Source organism: Flammeovirga sp. SubArs3, from assembly GCF_947387565.1.
In the GTDB taxonomy this organism is placed as follows: domain Bacteria; phylum Bacteroidota; class Bacteroidia; order Cytophagales; family Flammeovirgaceae; genus Flammeovirga; species Flammeovirga agarivorans.
Window position 1 is genome coordinate 37,183 of the sequence record NZ_CANDOA010000008.1, and the last position, 15,639, is coordinate 52,821.

Genomic DNA, 15,639 nt, shown 5'->3' on the forward strand with positions numbered 1-15,639 from the left:
TAAAATTAAAAAAATAACTCTATCAACATATAAAGCTTTTTCATCTATGAATAGCCTTATTTTATCAATAAACTATAAAATTGAGAAAAAAACACTGTTGATTGAAGATATAAATCCATTCGTTGAAAAGATTATTTGATAGGATATATGTTTCGTTATTTCACCATTGAAAAATCAAATCATTAATTTATCTATCAATCATGTCTCGTAAGCACATTGTAACGGTCGTTGGTATCATTCTCTTAATTGGAGGTACAACTTTTATATCCAAAACATTAATCGACAACAAACCCAAACCTCAGAAAGCAGAGAAAAAAGAGAAAGTGATCTCTATTAAAGCTGAAAAGGTTCAATATGCTGATGTAAATAATAACCAAGTATTTCATGGTAGAGTAAATGCTGCTCAAACATATATCCTTTCTTCTGAGGTGGCAGGCAGAATATTACCTACCAAAGTTTTATTAAAAGAAGGAAATACATTCTATAAAGATCAACAGCTTGTACATGTATTTGATCAAGATATTAAAGCCACATTAAAATCTCAGAAATCTAGCTTTATGAATACAATGGCTAGTGTTCTACCCGATATTAAGATTGACTATTCTAATGAATATGACAAGTGGTATAGCTTTTTTACTTCGGTAAAAATTGATCAACCTCTTCCTGAATTACCAAAGATCAATTCTGATCAAGAAAGATTTTTCCTAGCTTCTAGAAGTCTTATCACAGAATATTTCGCTATTCAACAGGCTGAAATCAACTTAAGAAAATATGCTGTATATGCTCCTTTCAATGGTACATTTAAAAGTGTAAGATTAGAATCGGGATCTATCGTTTCTCCTGGTTCTGAAATTGGCGTAATCTCAAGAACAGATTTATTGGAAGTAGTTGTTGAAGTAGAGCCAGTGAATGCAAAATGGATTAAGAAAGGAGATAAAGTTACAGTAACTACTGAATCAAGAGACCCTTCTAATATCATAGGTATTGTTAGTAGAAAATCAAAGATTGTTGATCCTCAATCCCAAACGATTAAGGTATTTGTTCAGGTAAGACCAAAGTCTACTTCAGAAATTTTTGAAGGACAATTTGTGAAAGTTGAATTTAAAGGAAATACCATTGAGAATGTTGTTGAGTTACCAAGAGAAGCGGTAATCAACGAGAAATTCATCTTTACAGTACAAGACAAAAAACTTCATCAAAAAGAGATCGAAGTGATTAAAATAAATGGCGATTCCTACTACATCAAAGGAATTAATGAGAACGAAATGATCGTCACAGAATCTGTATTTAATGGCAAAGAAGGTATGTCGGTAAATATCAGAAGCTAATCAAATTTTCAATTTAAAAAGTATTACAAAATGAGAAAACTTGTTGAAGCTTTCGTTAGAAGACCTTTTTATGCTCATATGGCTTTATTGCTTATCACATTATTAGGTGGTATTGCAATCTACAATATGAAAAAAGCTTCTTTCCCATTATTAGAATCAAGAATAATTACTGTTACCGTAGCTTACCAAGGTGCTTCACCAAAAGAAATGGATGAAGGGGTAACTACGCTAATTGAAAACCAGATCAAAGGTATTCCTGGCATTAAGGAAACAACTTCTGTATCTGCAGAAAACCTAGCTACAGTTACTGTAACAACAGAGGCAAAAGCAAATATCGATGAAGTCCTTACTGATGTAAAGAACGCTGTAGATGGTATTTCTAACTTCCCTGCCGGCGCTGAAAAACCTGCTGTTTCTAAGAAAAGAGAAACAACAAGTGCTATGTATGTGGACTTGAAAGGTGATGATCTAAGAACATTAAAGCAATATGCTCAACGTATTGAAGATGATTTTCTTGCTTCTGGAAAGATCTCACAAATAGCTATTTCGGGTTACCCTAATACTGAAATTTCTGTAGAGGTAAATGAAGACTTATTACGTAGATATAATATCTCAATTAATGATATCAAGGATGCTATTTCTAATAACAACTTGGATATCACTGGTGGTACAATTAAAAATTCTAGAGAAGAAATTTCTGTACTTGCAAGATACCGTTCTGCAAAAGCTGAAGATATTGAAGATATTGTTGTTCGCTCAACTACAGATGGTAGAGTAATCAAAGTTCGTGATTTAGCAGAGGTTAAATTTCAATTTGAGGATATTCCTAACGCTGTTTGGAATCAAGGTCAGCGAAATATTTCGATTGCGCTTTCGAAATTAAATACTGAAGACCTTCAAGAAATTTCTAAATATGTACATGAATACATTGATGAGTTTAATGAAAAACACGATGATGCAGAGTTGTATGTAAGTTTCGATTTCTTATCAGTAGTAAATACTCGTCTAGATACATTGATTGAAAATGGTTTAATGGGTATTGTCCTTGTGATCATTACACTTTCATTATTCTTAAGTTTTAGACTTTCGTTATGGGTAGCATGGGGTATTCCTAGTTCATTCTTAGGAATGTTTATTTTCGCTTCGCTTATGGGAGTGACCTTAAACATGATCTCCTTGTTCGGTATGATCCTGATTATTGGTATCCTTGTAGATGATGGTATTGTTATCGGCGAAAATATATTTACCCATTATGAGAGAGGTAAGTCTCCTATTAGAGCCGCTATTGATGGCACTATGGAAGTAATTCCTGCAGTATTAACATCAGTATCCACAACCATTATCGCTTTCTTCCCATTCCTTTTCCTAGAATCAGGATTAGAAATGATGTCTGAAATGGCCTTGGTAGTTATTCTATGTTTAGCATTCTCATTGGTTGAAGGTATGTTCTTACTACCTGCCCATGTTAGTAATCCTAAAGTATTAACACCGAGAAAAGATAAGAGCAAGTTTAATGCTGTCCGAGAAAAACTTGATAAAATCATCTTCTCTTTTAGAGACAAAGTATACGTTCCTGCATTAAGATTCTTATTGGATCACAAATGGTTTGGTATTTCTATTCCAATTGCTGCCATCATAATCACAGCAGGTTTAATTGGAGGTAGAAAAATTGAAATGACTTTCTTCCCAGCCCCTCCGGGTGATTTCTTCAATATTGATTTAGCTTTAAAACCAGGTATTCACCAAGACTCTACTAAGGCATATTTAATTCGATATGAAGATGCTGTTTGGGAGGCTAATGAGACATTAAAACAGGAATATGATACTGATTTCAACTTTATCAAATCTTCGTTTGTAAGTATTGGTAATGCATTCAACGGTGCTGAAAGAGGTACACATACAGGACAAGTTTTCGTCATTATGGAGGACCTAACAGACTCCCCTATTGATGCCAGTGCGATTAAATCTAAGATCCATAATATTATTGGTGAAGAACCGACAGCAAGGAAACTCTCAGTAGGTGCCAATAACATGTGGGGTGCTCCAGTATCAATCTCGTTACTAGGATATGATTATGATGAAATTGAAGGTGCATCAGAATTCTTAAAAGATAAACTAAACGAACATGCTGCCCTTTACAATGTAATGGACAACAACCAAATTGGTGGACAAGAAATTCGTTTAGAATTAAAACCTAAAGCATATGCACTCGGGTTCACAGAATCATCTCTTATGATGCAGGTTCGTAATGGTTTCTTTGGTGCTGAAGCACAACGTCTGCAAGTCAATAAAGATGAGATTAGAATCTATGTTCGATATAAAAAGGACAACAGAAATACTTTAGGTGACCTTGAAAGAATGCGTATCAGAACAGCAGATGGAATGTATCCATTGTCTCAACTGGCTGATTTCAATGTTACAAGAGGACCTGTTGCTATTAACCATTACAATGGTGAAAAAGAAATTAGAGTAGAGGCCTTCCTATTGAATGCGGGTGATCCTGTAGTTCCAATCATCGAAGACATGGAAAAAGAGGTATTACCTCAATTAAAACAAATGTTCCCTGATGTAAGAACAGAGTATCAAGGTCAGCTTAAATCTTCTAAGGAAGATTCTGAAGAACTAGTAAATACTTACCTAGTCGCTTTCCTTTTGATTATTATGATCCTAATGCTTCACTTTAGATCATTTACTCAAGCAATTATGATCTTAATGATGATTCCATTAGGAGTAATTGGTGCGATTTGGGGTCATGGTATTGAAGGACAGACTATCTCAATGTTCTCAATGTTAGGTATGGTAGCCTTATCGGGTACAATCATTAATGATGCAGTAGTATACCTATCCAAATTCAACCAAGATTTATTGGACGGTTATACATTTGATGATGCCTTAGTTAATGCCGGTAAATCTCGTTTCAGACCGATCTTACTAACGACCTTAACCACAACAATTGGTTTATACCCAATGATCTTAGAGACATCAGTACAGTCTCGTTTCTTAGTACCTGTTGCTGTATCATTAGCTTATGGTATTCTGATTGGAACTATGTTCATTCTACTGATCATGCCTGTATTGGTAAAAGTGGTAAACGATATCAGAAGAGGTAAGAAATGGTTATTCACAGGTAAAAAACCATCAAGAGAGGAAGTAGAGAATGTATTTACTGAAATCGCTGCCGAAAAGGCAATGGAACAAGTAAATGAAGCATTATCAACAGATAAAAATGATCTAGTGTCATCAAATTAATTTGCATTGGGTGGTTGAAAAATACTGCCCAATCTTATAAAAGATACATCAATAATGAGAACTATATATTTAAGTTTGTTGCTTCTTGTTCTTCAAGTCTTTCCTTCATTAGGGCAAGAAAAAGAAGAGGACACAACAACAGCTAAACAACAAATTACTTTAAGTCTTGCTGATGCCATCAGTATGGGACTTGAAAACAACTACGACATTAGAATTGCAGCTCAAAATGTCGAGATCTCAAAAACAAATAATACTTTAGAAAATGCGGGGCTCTACCCAACAGTTTCTACAGATGTAGACTGGAACCACAACTGGTCCCATGCAGCTCAGTCCAACTTAGGTATCTTATCTCCAACGGTAAATTCAAACTTTACTATTTTCAATGGTTTTCAAGTTTGGATTACTAAAGAGCAATTAGAAGAGCTTCAACACTATTCTGAAGGGAATGCTCAAGTAGTGATTGAAAATACCATTAAGGATATTATTGTGGCTTATTTTGAATCCCTTTTAGAACAACAAAGGTTAGATGTAGCCAATCAACTTGCTGAGTTATCTAAAGAAAGATTTGATTACACTGAGACACAAAAATCTTTAGGACAGGCTGTTACTTATGATGTCCTTCAGGCGCAAAATGCTTGGCTAGAAGATCGAAGAACAGCACTGGAGCAAAAGAATAAACTTCAGGTGAAACTTCGTGATTTAAACTTTATCATGGGTGTACCAGAACCAGAGCAAGTAATGTATAACCTTACTGAATCATTCGAAGCTGTAGAAAAGGACTATATTCTTGCGGATCTTATTGAAAGAGTGAATGCTGATAACACTACGTTAAAGAATAACTATATCAATCAGATTATCAAACAAAAGGATATTGAGTTAGCTAAGGCTGCATTTTTACCTAGCTTAAAAGGTTCGGCAAATATCAAATATACAGAGAACTACGGTGGAGCTCAGGGTATTCCAAACTTTAACATTGACGGTATCAGTGGTATGGTTGGTGCTACATTATCTATCCCAATATATATGGGTGGAAGTAGAAGAAGAGCGAAACAAATTGCGGTAATTAATACTCAAATTGCTGAGATTGAAACACAACAAATGTCTCATAGTCTGAATAACCAAATGATGCAGGTTTATGATACTTATGTACTTCAGAGAGAAATCCTTGAATTAACTGTTGAGCAAGTAAATACGGCACAGTTGAACCTACAAATGTCTACAGAAAGATATAGAACTGGTCAGATCAATTCATTTAACTTAAGAGATGTCCAAATACAATACCTTGATGCTCAAAACTCAAGGTTAACAGCCATCTTTAATCTAATCTCTACAAACACTGAGATAGTTAGGTTAACAGGAGGAATAATTGATGCTTATTCTGAATAGTAAGCGGTCCATACTAATAAAGAAAAAAGGAATAGTTTTTACTCAACTATTCCTTTTTTTATGCGTATAAATAATTAGTAAAGAGCCTTTATATTTATTCTTAAAATTAGAAAACATGAAATATAATCATGATATTTTATAATAAGCTCAAAATTGATTGCTCCTAACACTAATAAATTGTATATTTATCAATAAGACATTTAAAGGCAGTCTTGGATGTACAGGTGCATAGTATGCCAAGTGCTGTTTTAAGCCATTCTATTTTGAATGGCTTTTTTTATTGCTCATTCACAAGGTTCCTAGCCCACTTTCCAGTTCTTTTTCTCCAAAGATATAAACCTAATCGGATATACTCTTCTATTGATACAATTACATATACCCACTCTAAAGGAAGTTCTAAATAGAAGGCTGCAAACACTCCTAATGGAATTGAAAAAAGCCAAGTAGTAAACAGTCCTAACGTTGTGGTAAACTTTGTATCACCTCCACTTCTTAATACCCCTGCGGCAGTGATGTAGTTCGTCATCTTTATTGGGAACAAAAAGGCAAAAATGTAACATAATATCTGCGTTAGATCTTTTACCTCAGGAGTTACCTCATATACTTTTATATATAAAGGACTAATCAGTACGACAAATAGTCCCATCAAAATACCTAGAAGGAAAGTATTAAAGGAGAGCTTATCACCATATATCTTTGCTTTTCTTATGTTATTCTGCCCCAACTGATATCCAATTACAATTGAAGCAGCAGAAGCTAAACCTGTAAAGAAACCAAAGAACAGAACTTGCAATGGTATGGTCATTGTCATGGCGGCAATATCTACAGTTCCCATTTGACCATAAATCATTGAATAACCTGTTTCTCCTGCAGCCCATGAAATTTCACCCAATACTAATGGTGCACTCACACTAAGTAATGGCATCAGTGATGATTTGTCCCAATGTAAAATATGCTTCCATCGAACATCTCCCGGAAAACCTTTAGAACGTACAATATAGATCAAAGCAAAGGTCTCAAACCACATGGCAATAATCGTTGCCCAAGCAGCACCTTCCATACCTAAACCTTCAAAACCTAGTCCTCCAAAGATTAATATATAATTGAGGATTGTGTTCATGACAATCTTCCATAAACTAATCTTTAAAACCAGTTTTGCCTCACCGATAGATCTTAAAGATGAACTATATGCAGCACTTAGCATTACTGCAGGAAAACCTAATGCAATAATTTGTTGATATATCCCTCCTAATGCAATTACTTCTTTATCGGAAGAAAATAAACTTAAGATTTCCGATGGGAACGCAATACTTAAGAACATCCCAAGTACTGTAACTAGTGTACCTATTTTTATTAGATCACCCAACAAATAACTGATTTGCTGCTTCTCTCCTTTGCCCCAAAATTGGGCAACAAAAACTCCCGCACCATTGGCTGTTCCAATAAGGGCCACCATAAATATAAATGATAAACGGCTCCCCAAACCAACAGAAGCAATTACGGTTTCACCAAGTTGACCCACCATAATTTGGTCTACCATACTTAGTGCATATTGTAATACACTTTGTAAAGAAATTGGCAATGCAACTTTCCAAACTTCTTGATAAAATGATTTCTGCGATCCTTTCAATTGACTACTATTTAATATGCGGCAAAATTAAAAAGAATGTATCGATACTAAATCTAGCTTTTCAATTATTAAGAGTAGCTTCCAATAATAACCACTGTACTCCAATCAACGTTTTGGCATCATCAATCTCTTTATTGGAATACATTTCTTTTAGCTCTGAAAAAGAATATTTTACAATTCTTATATCTTCTCCTTCTGTAAGCAATCCACCACCTTCTGCTACTTTCTCTTTCAATTCACTATAAAACATCACTACTTTTTCAGAACATCCTCCTGGCGTAGAATAAAAGGTAGAAATGTGTTTTGGAGTTGTAATACTGTACCCTACTTCCTCTTCTACTTCTCGAATCGCCGCTTGTTCTGCTGTCTCCCCATCATCTACCAAACCCGCTACACATTCGGTTAGTACTCCTTTACCATTTCTAATAGTAGGAATTCTTATTTGTTCAACAAACCAGTAATTATCTTCTTCTGGGTGATATAAAAAAATTGCAATTGCATCGTTTCTTTCAACTACCTCTCTCGTTAATATTTCAGATGTTGACCCATCAAATTTAGTATGTTGAAAAGTAACTTTATCTACACTTAAAAAGCCATTGTAAGCTCTTTTTCGGTCAATTACATTAATATTTATCTCCATAATTTTTCAATTCAATAACACAACAGACAATAATTCCTTAAATATTTAAAAATTGGTTCTCAGAAAACATCCTTAATCGTAAAACCTAACGTTTAATAAATGTAAACACTATCTCACATAACCTTAAAAACCATGAAGTTCAAAAGTAAAATAGATATTTATGCTAAACTATTTTGGAGTGCAATTTTCGCTTTAATTTTATTCTCTCTCGCAGTCGTAATTGATAAAGGAAGAGGTGCACCTATAATCTATACCCTTATTCCTATAGTAATTATCGGCCTCTCGGCTGCTCTTTGCATATGGATTCTATTCACTAGCTATATGAATATACATAAGAGCAATCAACTATTATCATATAAAGCGGGTCCATTAAGTGGAAATATTGATATTAAAACCATAAGAAAAATTAAATTAAATACTCGATTATGGTCAGGTATCAAGATTGGATTGTCATTTAAGAAAGGATTAATTATTTATTATCAGAAATACAATTATATTTATTTTACCCCTAAACAGGAAGATGAATTTTGTAATATGCTAAAGGAGATTAATCCTGATATAGAAATCATCCATTAAAAACATCTAATAACTTATTATTCAAATGAAAAAAATTATAGCAGTACTGTCTGTATTCTTATTGTTTTCCTCGTCTTTGTTCGCTCAAAATCTTCTATTAGACAAAGAATATACCTATAAGATGGATTATAAGGCTTTCAAGAAGCTTTACAAAAAAGAAGAAGACCGTGATAAGAAGAAGTTTATCATCTATAATGGTCTAAAAGGATATAAAAAGAACATGGCGGACTATTATGTAGCTTATAAATGTAAGTTCGATTCTCAGAAACGTTTAGTAGGTTTTGATATTGAATTCATTGGTAAGAGCAAAGAAGGCGTAAGAGATGCTTCTGTATCTTATATGCAAGAATTAGTTAGTGCACATGGTTACAAAGAAGTAACTGCAGGTAGTAATAAGATCAATTATAACAAAGATAACTTTTGGTATAAGCAAAAGACTTTAGGTTATGATTACATCGACAAGCGTAAAAAAGCTTGGGTAGCAAAATACCAGATGTCTGTTTATGGACAAGGAAAATAATCTCAAAAAAACACCCCTCACAATTCAATTTGTGAGGGGTGTTTTTTTATGGACAAAAATCAATTACTGTTTTTGGAATGTTTGTTTCATACATTCATATTCTCTGTCCATATCAGGCTTACAAAACTCTGTACCTTTAAATATTTCATCTGAAGTCTCCTGACGTTTTTGCAAAGTCTCGTCAAGATGTTCTTTTTTCAGTTCTCTTTGCTTACCATCTGGGTTGAATACTGTTAATGTAAGTTCTTTACCCTCTCTAGTAATTTCAACTTTCTCTCCAGATTTCACATCTATATCTACAGGCTGGAATAATGCATGATCAAATCTGATCGTCACATCTTTTCCATCCAAAGTATAAATGTATTTTTCAATACCATTTTTGGAGTAATATACACCATCTAAATAGGCATTTAAGATTTTCTCCTTGTATTCAATCTTATTGATTTTTGATGGGAATCTAGGAGCCAAAACTAAAGTATTTTCAATGGCATTTGGTCTAATACCTAAGAAGTATTGATACCACACTCTCAATTGTTCTGCATTTGACCAAGCTTGCATATACGTACCCGTTAATTTCGGATAAGTCTCTCCTTTATGTGGGAAAGCATCAGCATTTTCATTCATAGAACCAACAGCACCCATATCTAATGATTGAGCATTCATGTTTTCAAACAATTGGAAAGCAATATCTGGTTGTCCACTTTCAATCATACGTTGCATAGCGAAACCGTTGTTCCATTGCCAAATAGTACCGTTATGGTATGCCGCATCTTTATGGTAATGTTCCCAAGCCAAGTGGTAAGGATGGAAATTAGGATCTTCTTGTGATAGAGAAGCTACACCCCAAGGATAAACTAAATGTTCCCAGATCTCTCTTGTCAACTTCATTTTTGCAACATCATCCGTCATGAAGTCCATTGCAAATAATTGGTTGGGTCTAAATTGGAAGTCTGGTTTATCATCATGGTCGATACGGTCTGCCATATAACTATGCTCCTTGTCAAAGAAATCATGATTAAAATTAGCTCTCATTTTTTCAGCTAATTTAGACCAACGCTCACTATCACTCTTATGATTTGTTACTTTGGCAAAATAGGCCGCTGCATTTAACTGTTGATACCATAGTGCTTGAATATCATTTGCAAAGCTTCCTCTTGGAGAATACGGCTGATGATCTGGTTCTCTTCTAGCATCCATCCATGTATCAGCATCTTCATGAGTTAGGTATCCTTTTTTGTTTACCCAGTTCTTAATTGCTCCGTCAACTGAACGTTTTACTGTAGGATAAATCGTTTTAATCAGTTCATTGTCTCCTGAATATTTAATGTAATCCAACATCTGACCAATAAACCTTGGCGTACCATCTGTAGTATGATAATTTAGTGATTCCATTTTTACAATATTTGGAATTCTACCATAGTACTTAGAATTACGTTTGGTGTCTTGAACTTCAGAGAAAGACAATAAGATTTTTTTAGCAACTTCTGTTTCCCCTAAAACTAATGTACCACCAGGCATTGAAATAAAAGTATCTCTACCCCAATACTCATTAAACCAAGGAATACCCGCATAGATGCCATACCCTCTCTGATGAGTTACAAGTTCATCCATTGTAAGAGTTAACCACATCAATGCCTTATCAAAGTGAGCATCATCTGTTTTTACATATGTATTTGAAGTAACTAAAGTTGTCATACGGTCGGCTCTTAATTGGAACCACTCTCCATGACTAACTCTTGCATCCTTAATCAATTGCATTGCATTCTCTTTTGAGTCTGCTATAGAAATATAGAAACCTCCTCTACCTGATGCAGTTACATTTGCTTCACCCTCTTTAGTGATAGTTTCTTTATGAGAAGGTGCTACAGCTAGAATCATATCTTTCGCTTCTGAAGAAGTATAATACGTCGCTTCTCCATCTGAACTTTCAGCTTTAATTTGTTCACCTAAAAGAGTCAACTTAGTTCTTTTACCTTTAACATGATCCAATGAAACATAAATCACATCTTGGTCATCAAAAAGGATTAATTTTTCTACAGCAGCCTCTGTAGCTCTTTGTAGATAATGTGGATAAGCAATAACATCTGCATTTGCTCTATCAAAAGCTTTTCCATCAATTTCTATTTGATAATCTGAGAAAATTCTCTTTTGTCCTACATTCCAACCGTCGAACCAATTGTATAATTCACTGTTTAAAACATGACTTTGAGTTTGAAAATAAGCACTTCTTTTATTGGTATATGTTACCACCCTATTTTCCTCTTTGGAAACAGGTACAGCTAGTTCTTTTAATATTTGATCTTTGATAGCTTCTTTGGATACATATTTTTCTTCTGATTCACAGCTTATAAGTAAAGCAAAAACCAGCATACCTAGTATGTAACGAGTGATTTTCATAAAAAGAATTTTTTGATAATTGTTGAATCTATATCCTCTATTGAGACAGCTCTATTCTATTTAGTCAAGGACTAATTAATAAGTCTGCTAAACGTGAGTACTAATATAAATGTTATTACAATTTAAAAAACATAATCATTATCAAATAGGATATTTATCTCTATACTAGGTTATTAACATATTCAATAATTTGTTTGTAATACATTAATCCTAGAAAAACTCAAGAAAGTAAATCACTTATTTTCAGCACAATAAAAATATCGAATTTAATAATTCTGATTCGACAAACTACCAATTGCAATCGGTTGATTCTTCGATTGTTAACAATTGTAGTTTAACAATTAATAAATGTAGAATAAACACAAAATTACTGACCTTTACCATTGACTATATAAATAACCAGTGAAACAATTCACTAACCTTACTACAACTAAATACGATTGTTAAATGAATCAACTTATTACTAAGAACTGGTGGATGATATTAATCTTCCATTTGAGCATTATCGGTCCAATATCAGCTCAGAACCAACTTTTCCTAAAAGGATATACCAATTATCTCCATGGGGATATTATGCCCTACAAGTCTCCACAAGAAGATGCCAACCAAGCCATGCTCGTACGTTGTGAAAACGGCAAAGAAGTGATGGAATGGAAAGCAGAAGCTGTACCGTCTTCTTTTAAGGGGGAATTTGTAGAATATGGAGTAATCATGGGTGTTGATATTGATAGAGCACAATACAGCTACGATATTTATATCAACGATAAAAAATATTTCACATTTACTGCCCCTGAAGAAAGCATCCTACAGGATGTTATTACAGAAGGTCCAAATCAATCTAAGTTAACTTTTAAAGGAACTATGATTGATGCTTACAGCGATTTATTTGGTTACGGCTTCTTAAAAATCAAAGCAGAAGATTTACCAAAAGACCAACCTATCCGTATGAAAATCGTTGCTCCAACGATTGGTAAATCCAGTTGGATGATGCTTTTTAAATATGGTGTTGATGGTAATGTCAGCTGGAAACAAGAACCTGCCGTAGTAAAATCTTCTAAAGGGCCACAACAGCTTTTAAGAACTACCATACTACATTATGGAAATCCAACGAATGCAGTAATAACTGCAGGAAAACAAAAGGAAAAAGTAACGTTAAATGTAGGTGCCAATGTTTTCAGAATCAAAGTACCCAAAGTAACTGAAAATACAACTGTTGATGTTGCAGTTAAAGTTGGCAAAAAGGTATTAGATGAAAGAAAGATTACACTTACTCCAGTTAAGCCTTATGACGTTTATCTCTTACACCATTCTCATGTTGACATTGGGTATACTCATACACAAGATGAAGTGGAGAAAATGCAATGGCAAAACTTAGATGATGCTGTTATGATGAGTGAGAAAACAGCCGATTATCCAGAAGATTCTAAGTTTAAATGGTCCGTAGAAGTGATGTGGGCTGTTGAAAGCTATCTTAAAAACACAACTCCTGAGAAAAAAGAAGCATTTCTTAAAGCGGTAAAAAATGGCTCGATTGAACTAGATGGTCTTTATGGAAATATGCTTACAGGCTTATCTAACCCACAGGAGTTAGTCGAGTCTACTTTTGATGCATTACAAGTTTCTGATGAAGTGGGTGCTCCTTTAGAGTCTGCAATGATTACAGACGTACCAGGTTATACATGGGGGTTAGTACCTGTTTTAGCACATTCGGGTGTAAAATATTTATCTGCGGGTACCAACGTATTCCATAGAATCGGCGGAACGATTTCTACCTGGGGTGATCGTCCTTTCTATTGGAGTTCCCCTTCTGGAGAAGAAAAAATTATGGTTTGGGTACATGAAAAAGGTTACTCACACTTTCATACTGGTCTAGGTTTTACAGATTTAAAGGTATTATTAACTCCAAAATCTGTCTTTGATTACCTTAACGAATTAAATGATAGAAACTACCCTTATGATATCACAACATTAAGATATACAGTAGGTTCTGATAATGGACCAGTAGATCAGGGAATTTCAGAGACAGTTAAACAATGGAATGAAACTTATGAAACTCCAAGAGTAGTACTATCAACGACAACAGAATCATTTAAGGCGTTTGAAGAACGTTTTGGAGATGAATTACCTGTAGTAAAGGGAGATTTTACTCCTTATTGGGAAGATGGTGCTGGATCAACTTCCAAAGAAACAGCTTTAGTTAGAAATGCTTCTGAAAAGTTATCACAAGCTATGACTTTATTAAGTTTAAATAATAGTGATATTCCTAACGAAACTTTTGAGCAAGCATGGAGATATGTTTTATTATACAACGAACATACTTGGGGAGCTTACAATTCAATTTCAGAACCAGAAGCAGATTTTGTTCATTCTCAATGGGCAGTAAAACAATCTTTTGCCTTAAAAGCAGATAGTATTGCAAATGAGCTATTGGAACTGGCATTAAATACTAAAAAAGCATCTAGCGGTATTGAGGTTACCAATACGTTGAGTTGGGAAAGATCCAATCTAATTTATTTATCACAAGAACAATCAAAAAATGGTGATTTAGTTATTGATGAAACTGGAAAAAAACTCCCATCACAAAGGTTAAATAATGGAGAATTAGCTGTTTGGATTGAAAACATGCCTGCCTATTCAACAAAATCATTGACTGTAAAAGAAGGAGATGCCTACACAGTAGAGAAACTTATCACAACAGATTCTTCTATTGAAAATAAAGATATCAAATTAAATATTGACCAAGTTAATGGTACTATTGTTTCATTATTTGATAAGAAAAGACAGAAAGAATTAGTTGATAAAAGCACACTTAAAGGACTGAATGATTTTTACTATGTAGCGGGTAGAAATCCTAAAGCTCCACTAACTACAAAAGGAAATATTGAAATTGACATCGTTGAATCGGGAGATCTTCTTACGGTTTTAAAAGTTGCTTCATCAGCTCCTGGTACAGAAGAATGGGTAAGATTCTTTAAGATTAATGCTTACAGTAATGAAATTGAGATTGATAATCAGATAAATAAAAGTAATGTTTATGATCCAGAAGGAGTTCATATTGGTTTCCCATTTAATGTAAAAAATGGAACTGTTAGAATTGATGTTCCTTTTGGAGAATATATTCCAGAAAAAGAACAACTTGATGGTTCTTGTAAAAATTACTTCACTGTACAACGCTATGTAGATGTTTCAAACATAGACCATGGTATCACATGGGCTTCTCCTGATGCTCCAATGATTGAGTTGGGTGAGATTACTACAGATGCATTATCTTATGGATGGGTTCAAGAAGTAAAACCTACACAGACTATTTATGCTTACCTGATGAATAATTATTGGGAAACAAATTATAAAGCAAGTCAAGAAGGATGGCATTCCTTTAGGTTTGTATTGAAACCACATGGTAGTTATGTTTCTAGTGATGCGAAACGTTTTAGTACTCAAGTTTCTCAGCCATTATTAATTAGTGAAACTCAAAGTGAAAGTTTTGCTGGATTAATCACACCAAAATCAAAGCATATTTTGGTAACGGCATCTAGACCAATGGGTGAAAACAAAGTGTTGGTTACCTTATTAAATGCCTCAGCTGCAGATCATATTTTAGAATGGGAAAAATCGGATAAAGTGAAATCTATATCCCTTTCTAATATCCATGGAGATCAGCTATCTGAATATTCAGAAAAAGAAAATATTACCGGATGGGGTATTCGTTTCTTACTAATTGAAACAACCAACGGAGTATCTTCTAAATAATTATTGTTGAATTATTTCACAACTAAAGCCCATTTAAAGCATTTACTTTGAATGGGCTTTTTTATATGGTTTTTAATCAACTTGAATTATTATAAAGTTACTGTCAGATATAGAATTTTATAAAAACAACACTTATATTCCTATTTCAAATTAGAAAAACTAT

The 15,639-nt window shown here is 33.9% G+C and carries 9 protein-coding genes; 6 read left to right on the forward strand and 3 right to left on the reverse strand.

Translation table 11 applies throughout. The features are described from left to right. The first annotated feature begins 200 nt into the window (after positions 1 to 200). From QL232_RS20525 to QL232_RS20535, 3 genes are read left to right on the forward strand one after another with little or no spacing between them, the layout of a single operon-like run. Positions 201 to 1,328, forward strand: a complete 1,128-nt coding sequence (locus QL232_RS20525) for an efflux RND transporter periplasmic adaptor subunit (RefSeq protein ID WP_281615581.1) — start codon at positions 201 to 203, stop codon at positions 1,326 to 1,328. A 30-nt stretch (positions 1,329 to 1,358) separates the two neighbouring features. Next, on the forward strand, positions 1,359 to 4,577 hold the full coding sequence (locus QL232_RS20530) for an efflux RND transporter permease subunit (RefSeq protein WP_281615582.1): 3,219 nt from the start codon (positions 1,359 to 1,361) through the stop codon (positions 4,575 to 4,577). Positions 4,578 to 4,631: 54 nt separating this feature from the next. After that, positions 4,632 to 5,963, forward strand: a complete 1,332-nt coding sequence (locus tag QL232_RS20535; RefSeq protein ID WP_168884840.1) for a TolC family protein — start codon at positions 4,632 to 4,634, stop codon at positions 5,961 to 5,963. Positions 5,964 to 6,240: 277 nt separating this feature from the next. On the opposite strand, the gene QL232_RS20540 is transcribed toward QL232_RS20535, so the two are convergent. After that, on the reverse strand, positions 6,241 to 7,593 hold the full coding sequence (locus tag QL232_RS20540) for an MATE family efflux transporter (protein WP_281615583.1): 1,353 nt from the start codon (positions 7,591 to 7,593) through the stop codon (positions 6,241 to 6,243). Positions 7,594 to 7,654: 61 nt separating this feature from the next. Further along, entirely contained in the window at positions 7,655 to 8,233 is a 579-nt protein-coding gene (locus tag QL232_RS20545; RefSeq protein ID WP_281615584.1) for an NUDIX hydrolase, read from the reverse strand. 132 nt (positions 8,234 to 8,365) lie between these two features. Between QL232_RS20545 and QL232_RS20550 the strand changes: the two genes are divergently transcribed. Next, positions 8,366 to 8,809, forward strand: coding sequence for a PH domain-containing protein (locus QL232_RS20550; protein WP_281615585.1), 444 nt, complete (start codon positions 8,366 to 8,368; stop codon positions 8,807 to 8,809). 25 nt (positions 8,810 to 8,834) lie between these two features. Further along, complete coding sequence (locus tag QL232_RS20555; protein WP_281615586.1) at positions 8,835 to 9,329, forward strand: hypothetical protein; 495 nt, start codon at positions 8,835 to 8,837, stop codon at positions 9,327 to 9,329. 63 nt (positions 9,330 to 9,392) lie between these two features. On the opposite strand, the gene QL232_RS20560 is transcribed toward QL232_RS20555, so the two are convergent. Beyond that, positions 9,393 to 11,726, reverse strand: a complete 2,334-nt coding sequence (locus QL232_RS20560) for an amylo-alpha-1,6-glucosidase (RefSeq protein WP_281615587.1) — start codon at positions 11,724 to 11,726, stop codon at positions 9,393 to 9,395. Between the two features lie 447 nt (positions 11,727 to 12,173). Here QL232_RS20560 and QL232_RS20565 point away from each other — a divergent pair, with 447 nt between their 5' ends. Next, positions 12,174 to 15,476, forward strand: a complete 3,303-nt coding sequence (locus QL232_RS20565; RefSeq protein WP_281615588.1) for a glycoside hydrolase family 38 C-terminal domain-containing protein — start codon at positions 12,174 to 12,176, stop codon at positions 15,474 to 15,476. Positions 15,477 to 15,639: the final 163 nt, after the last annotated feature.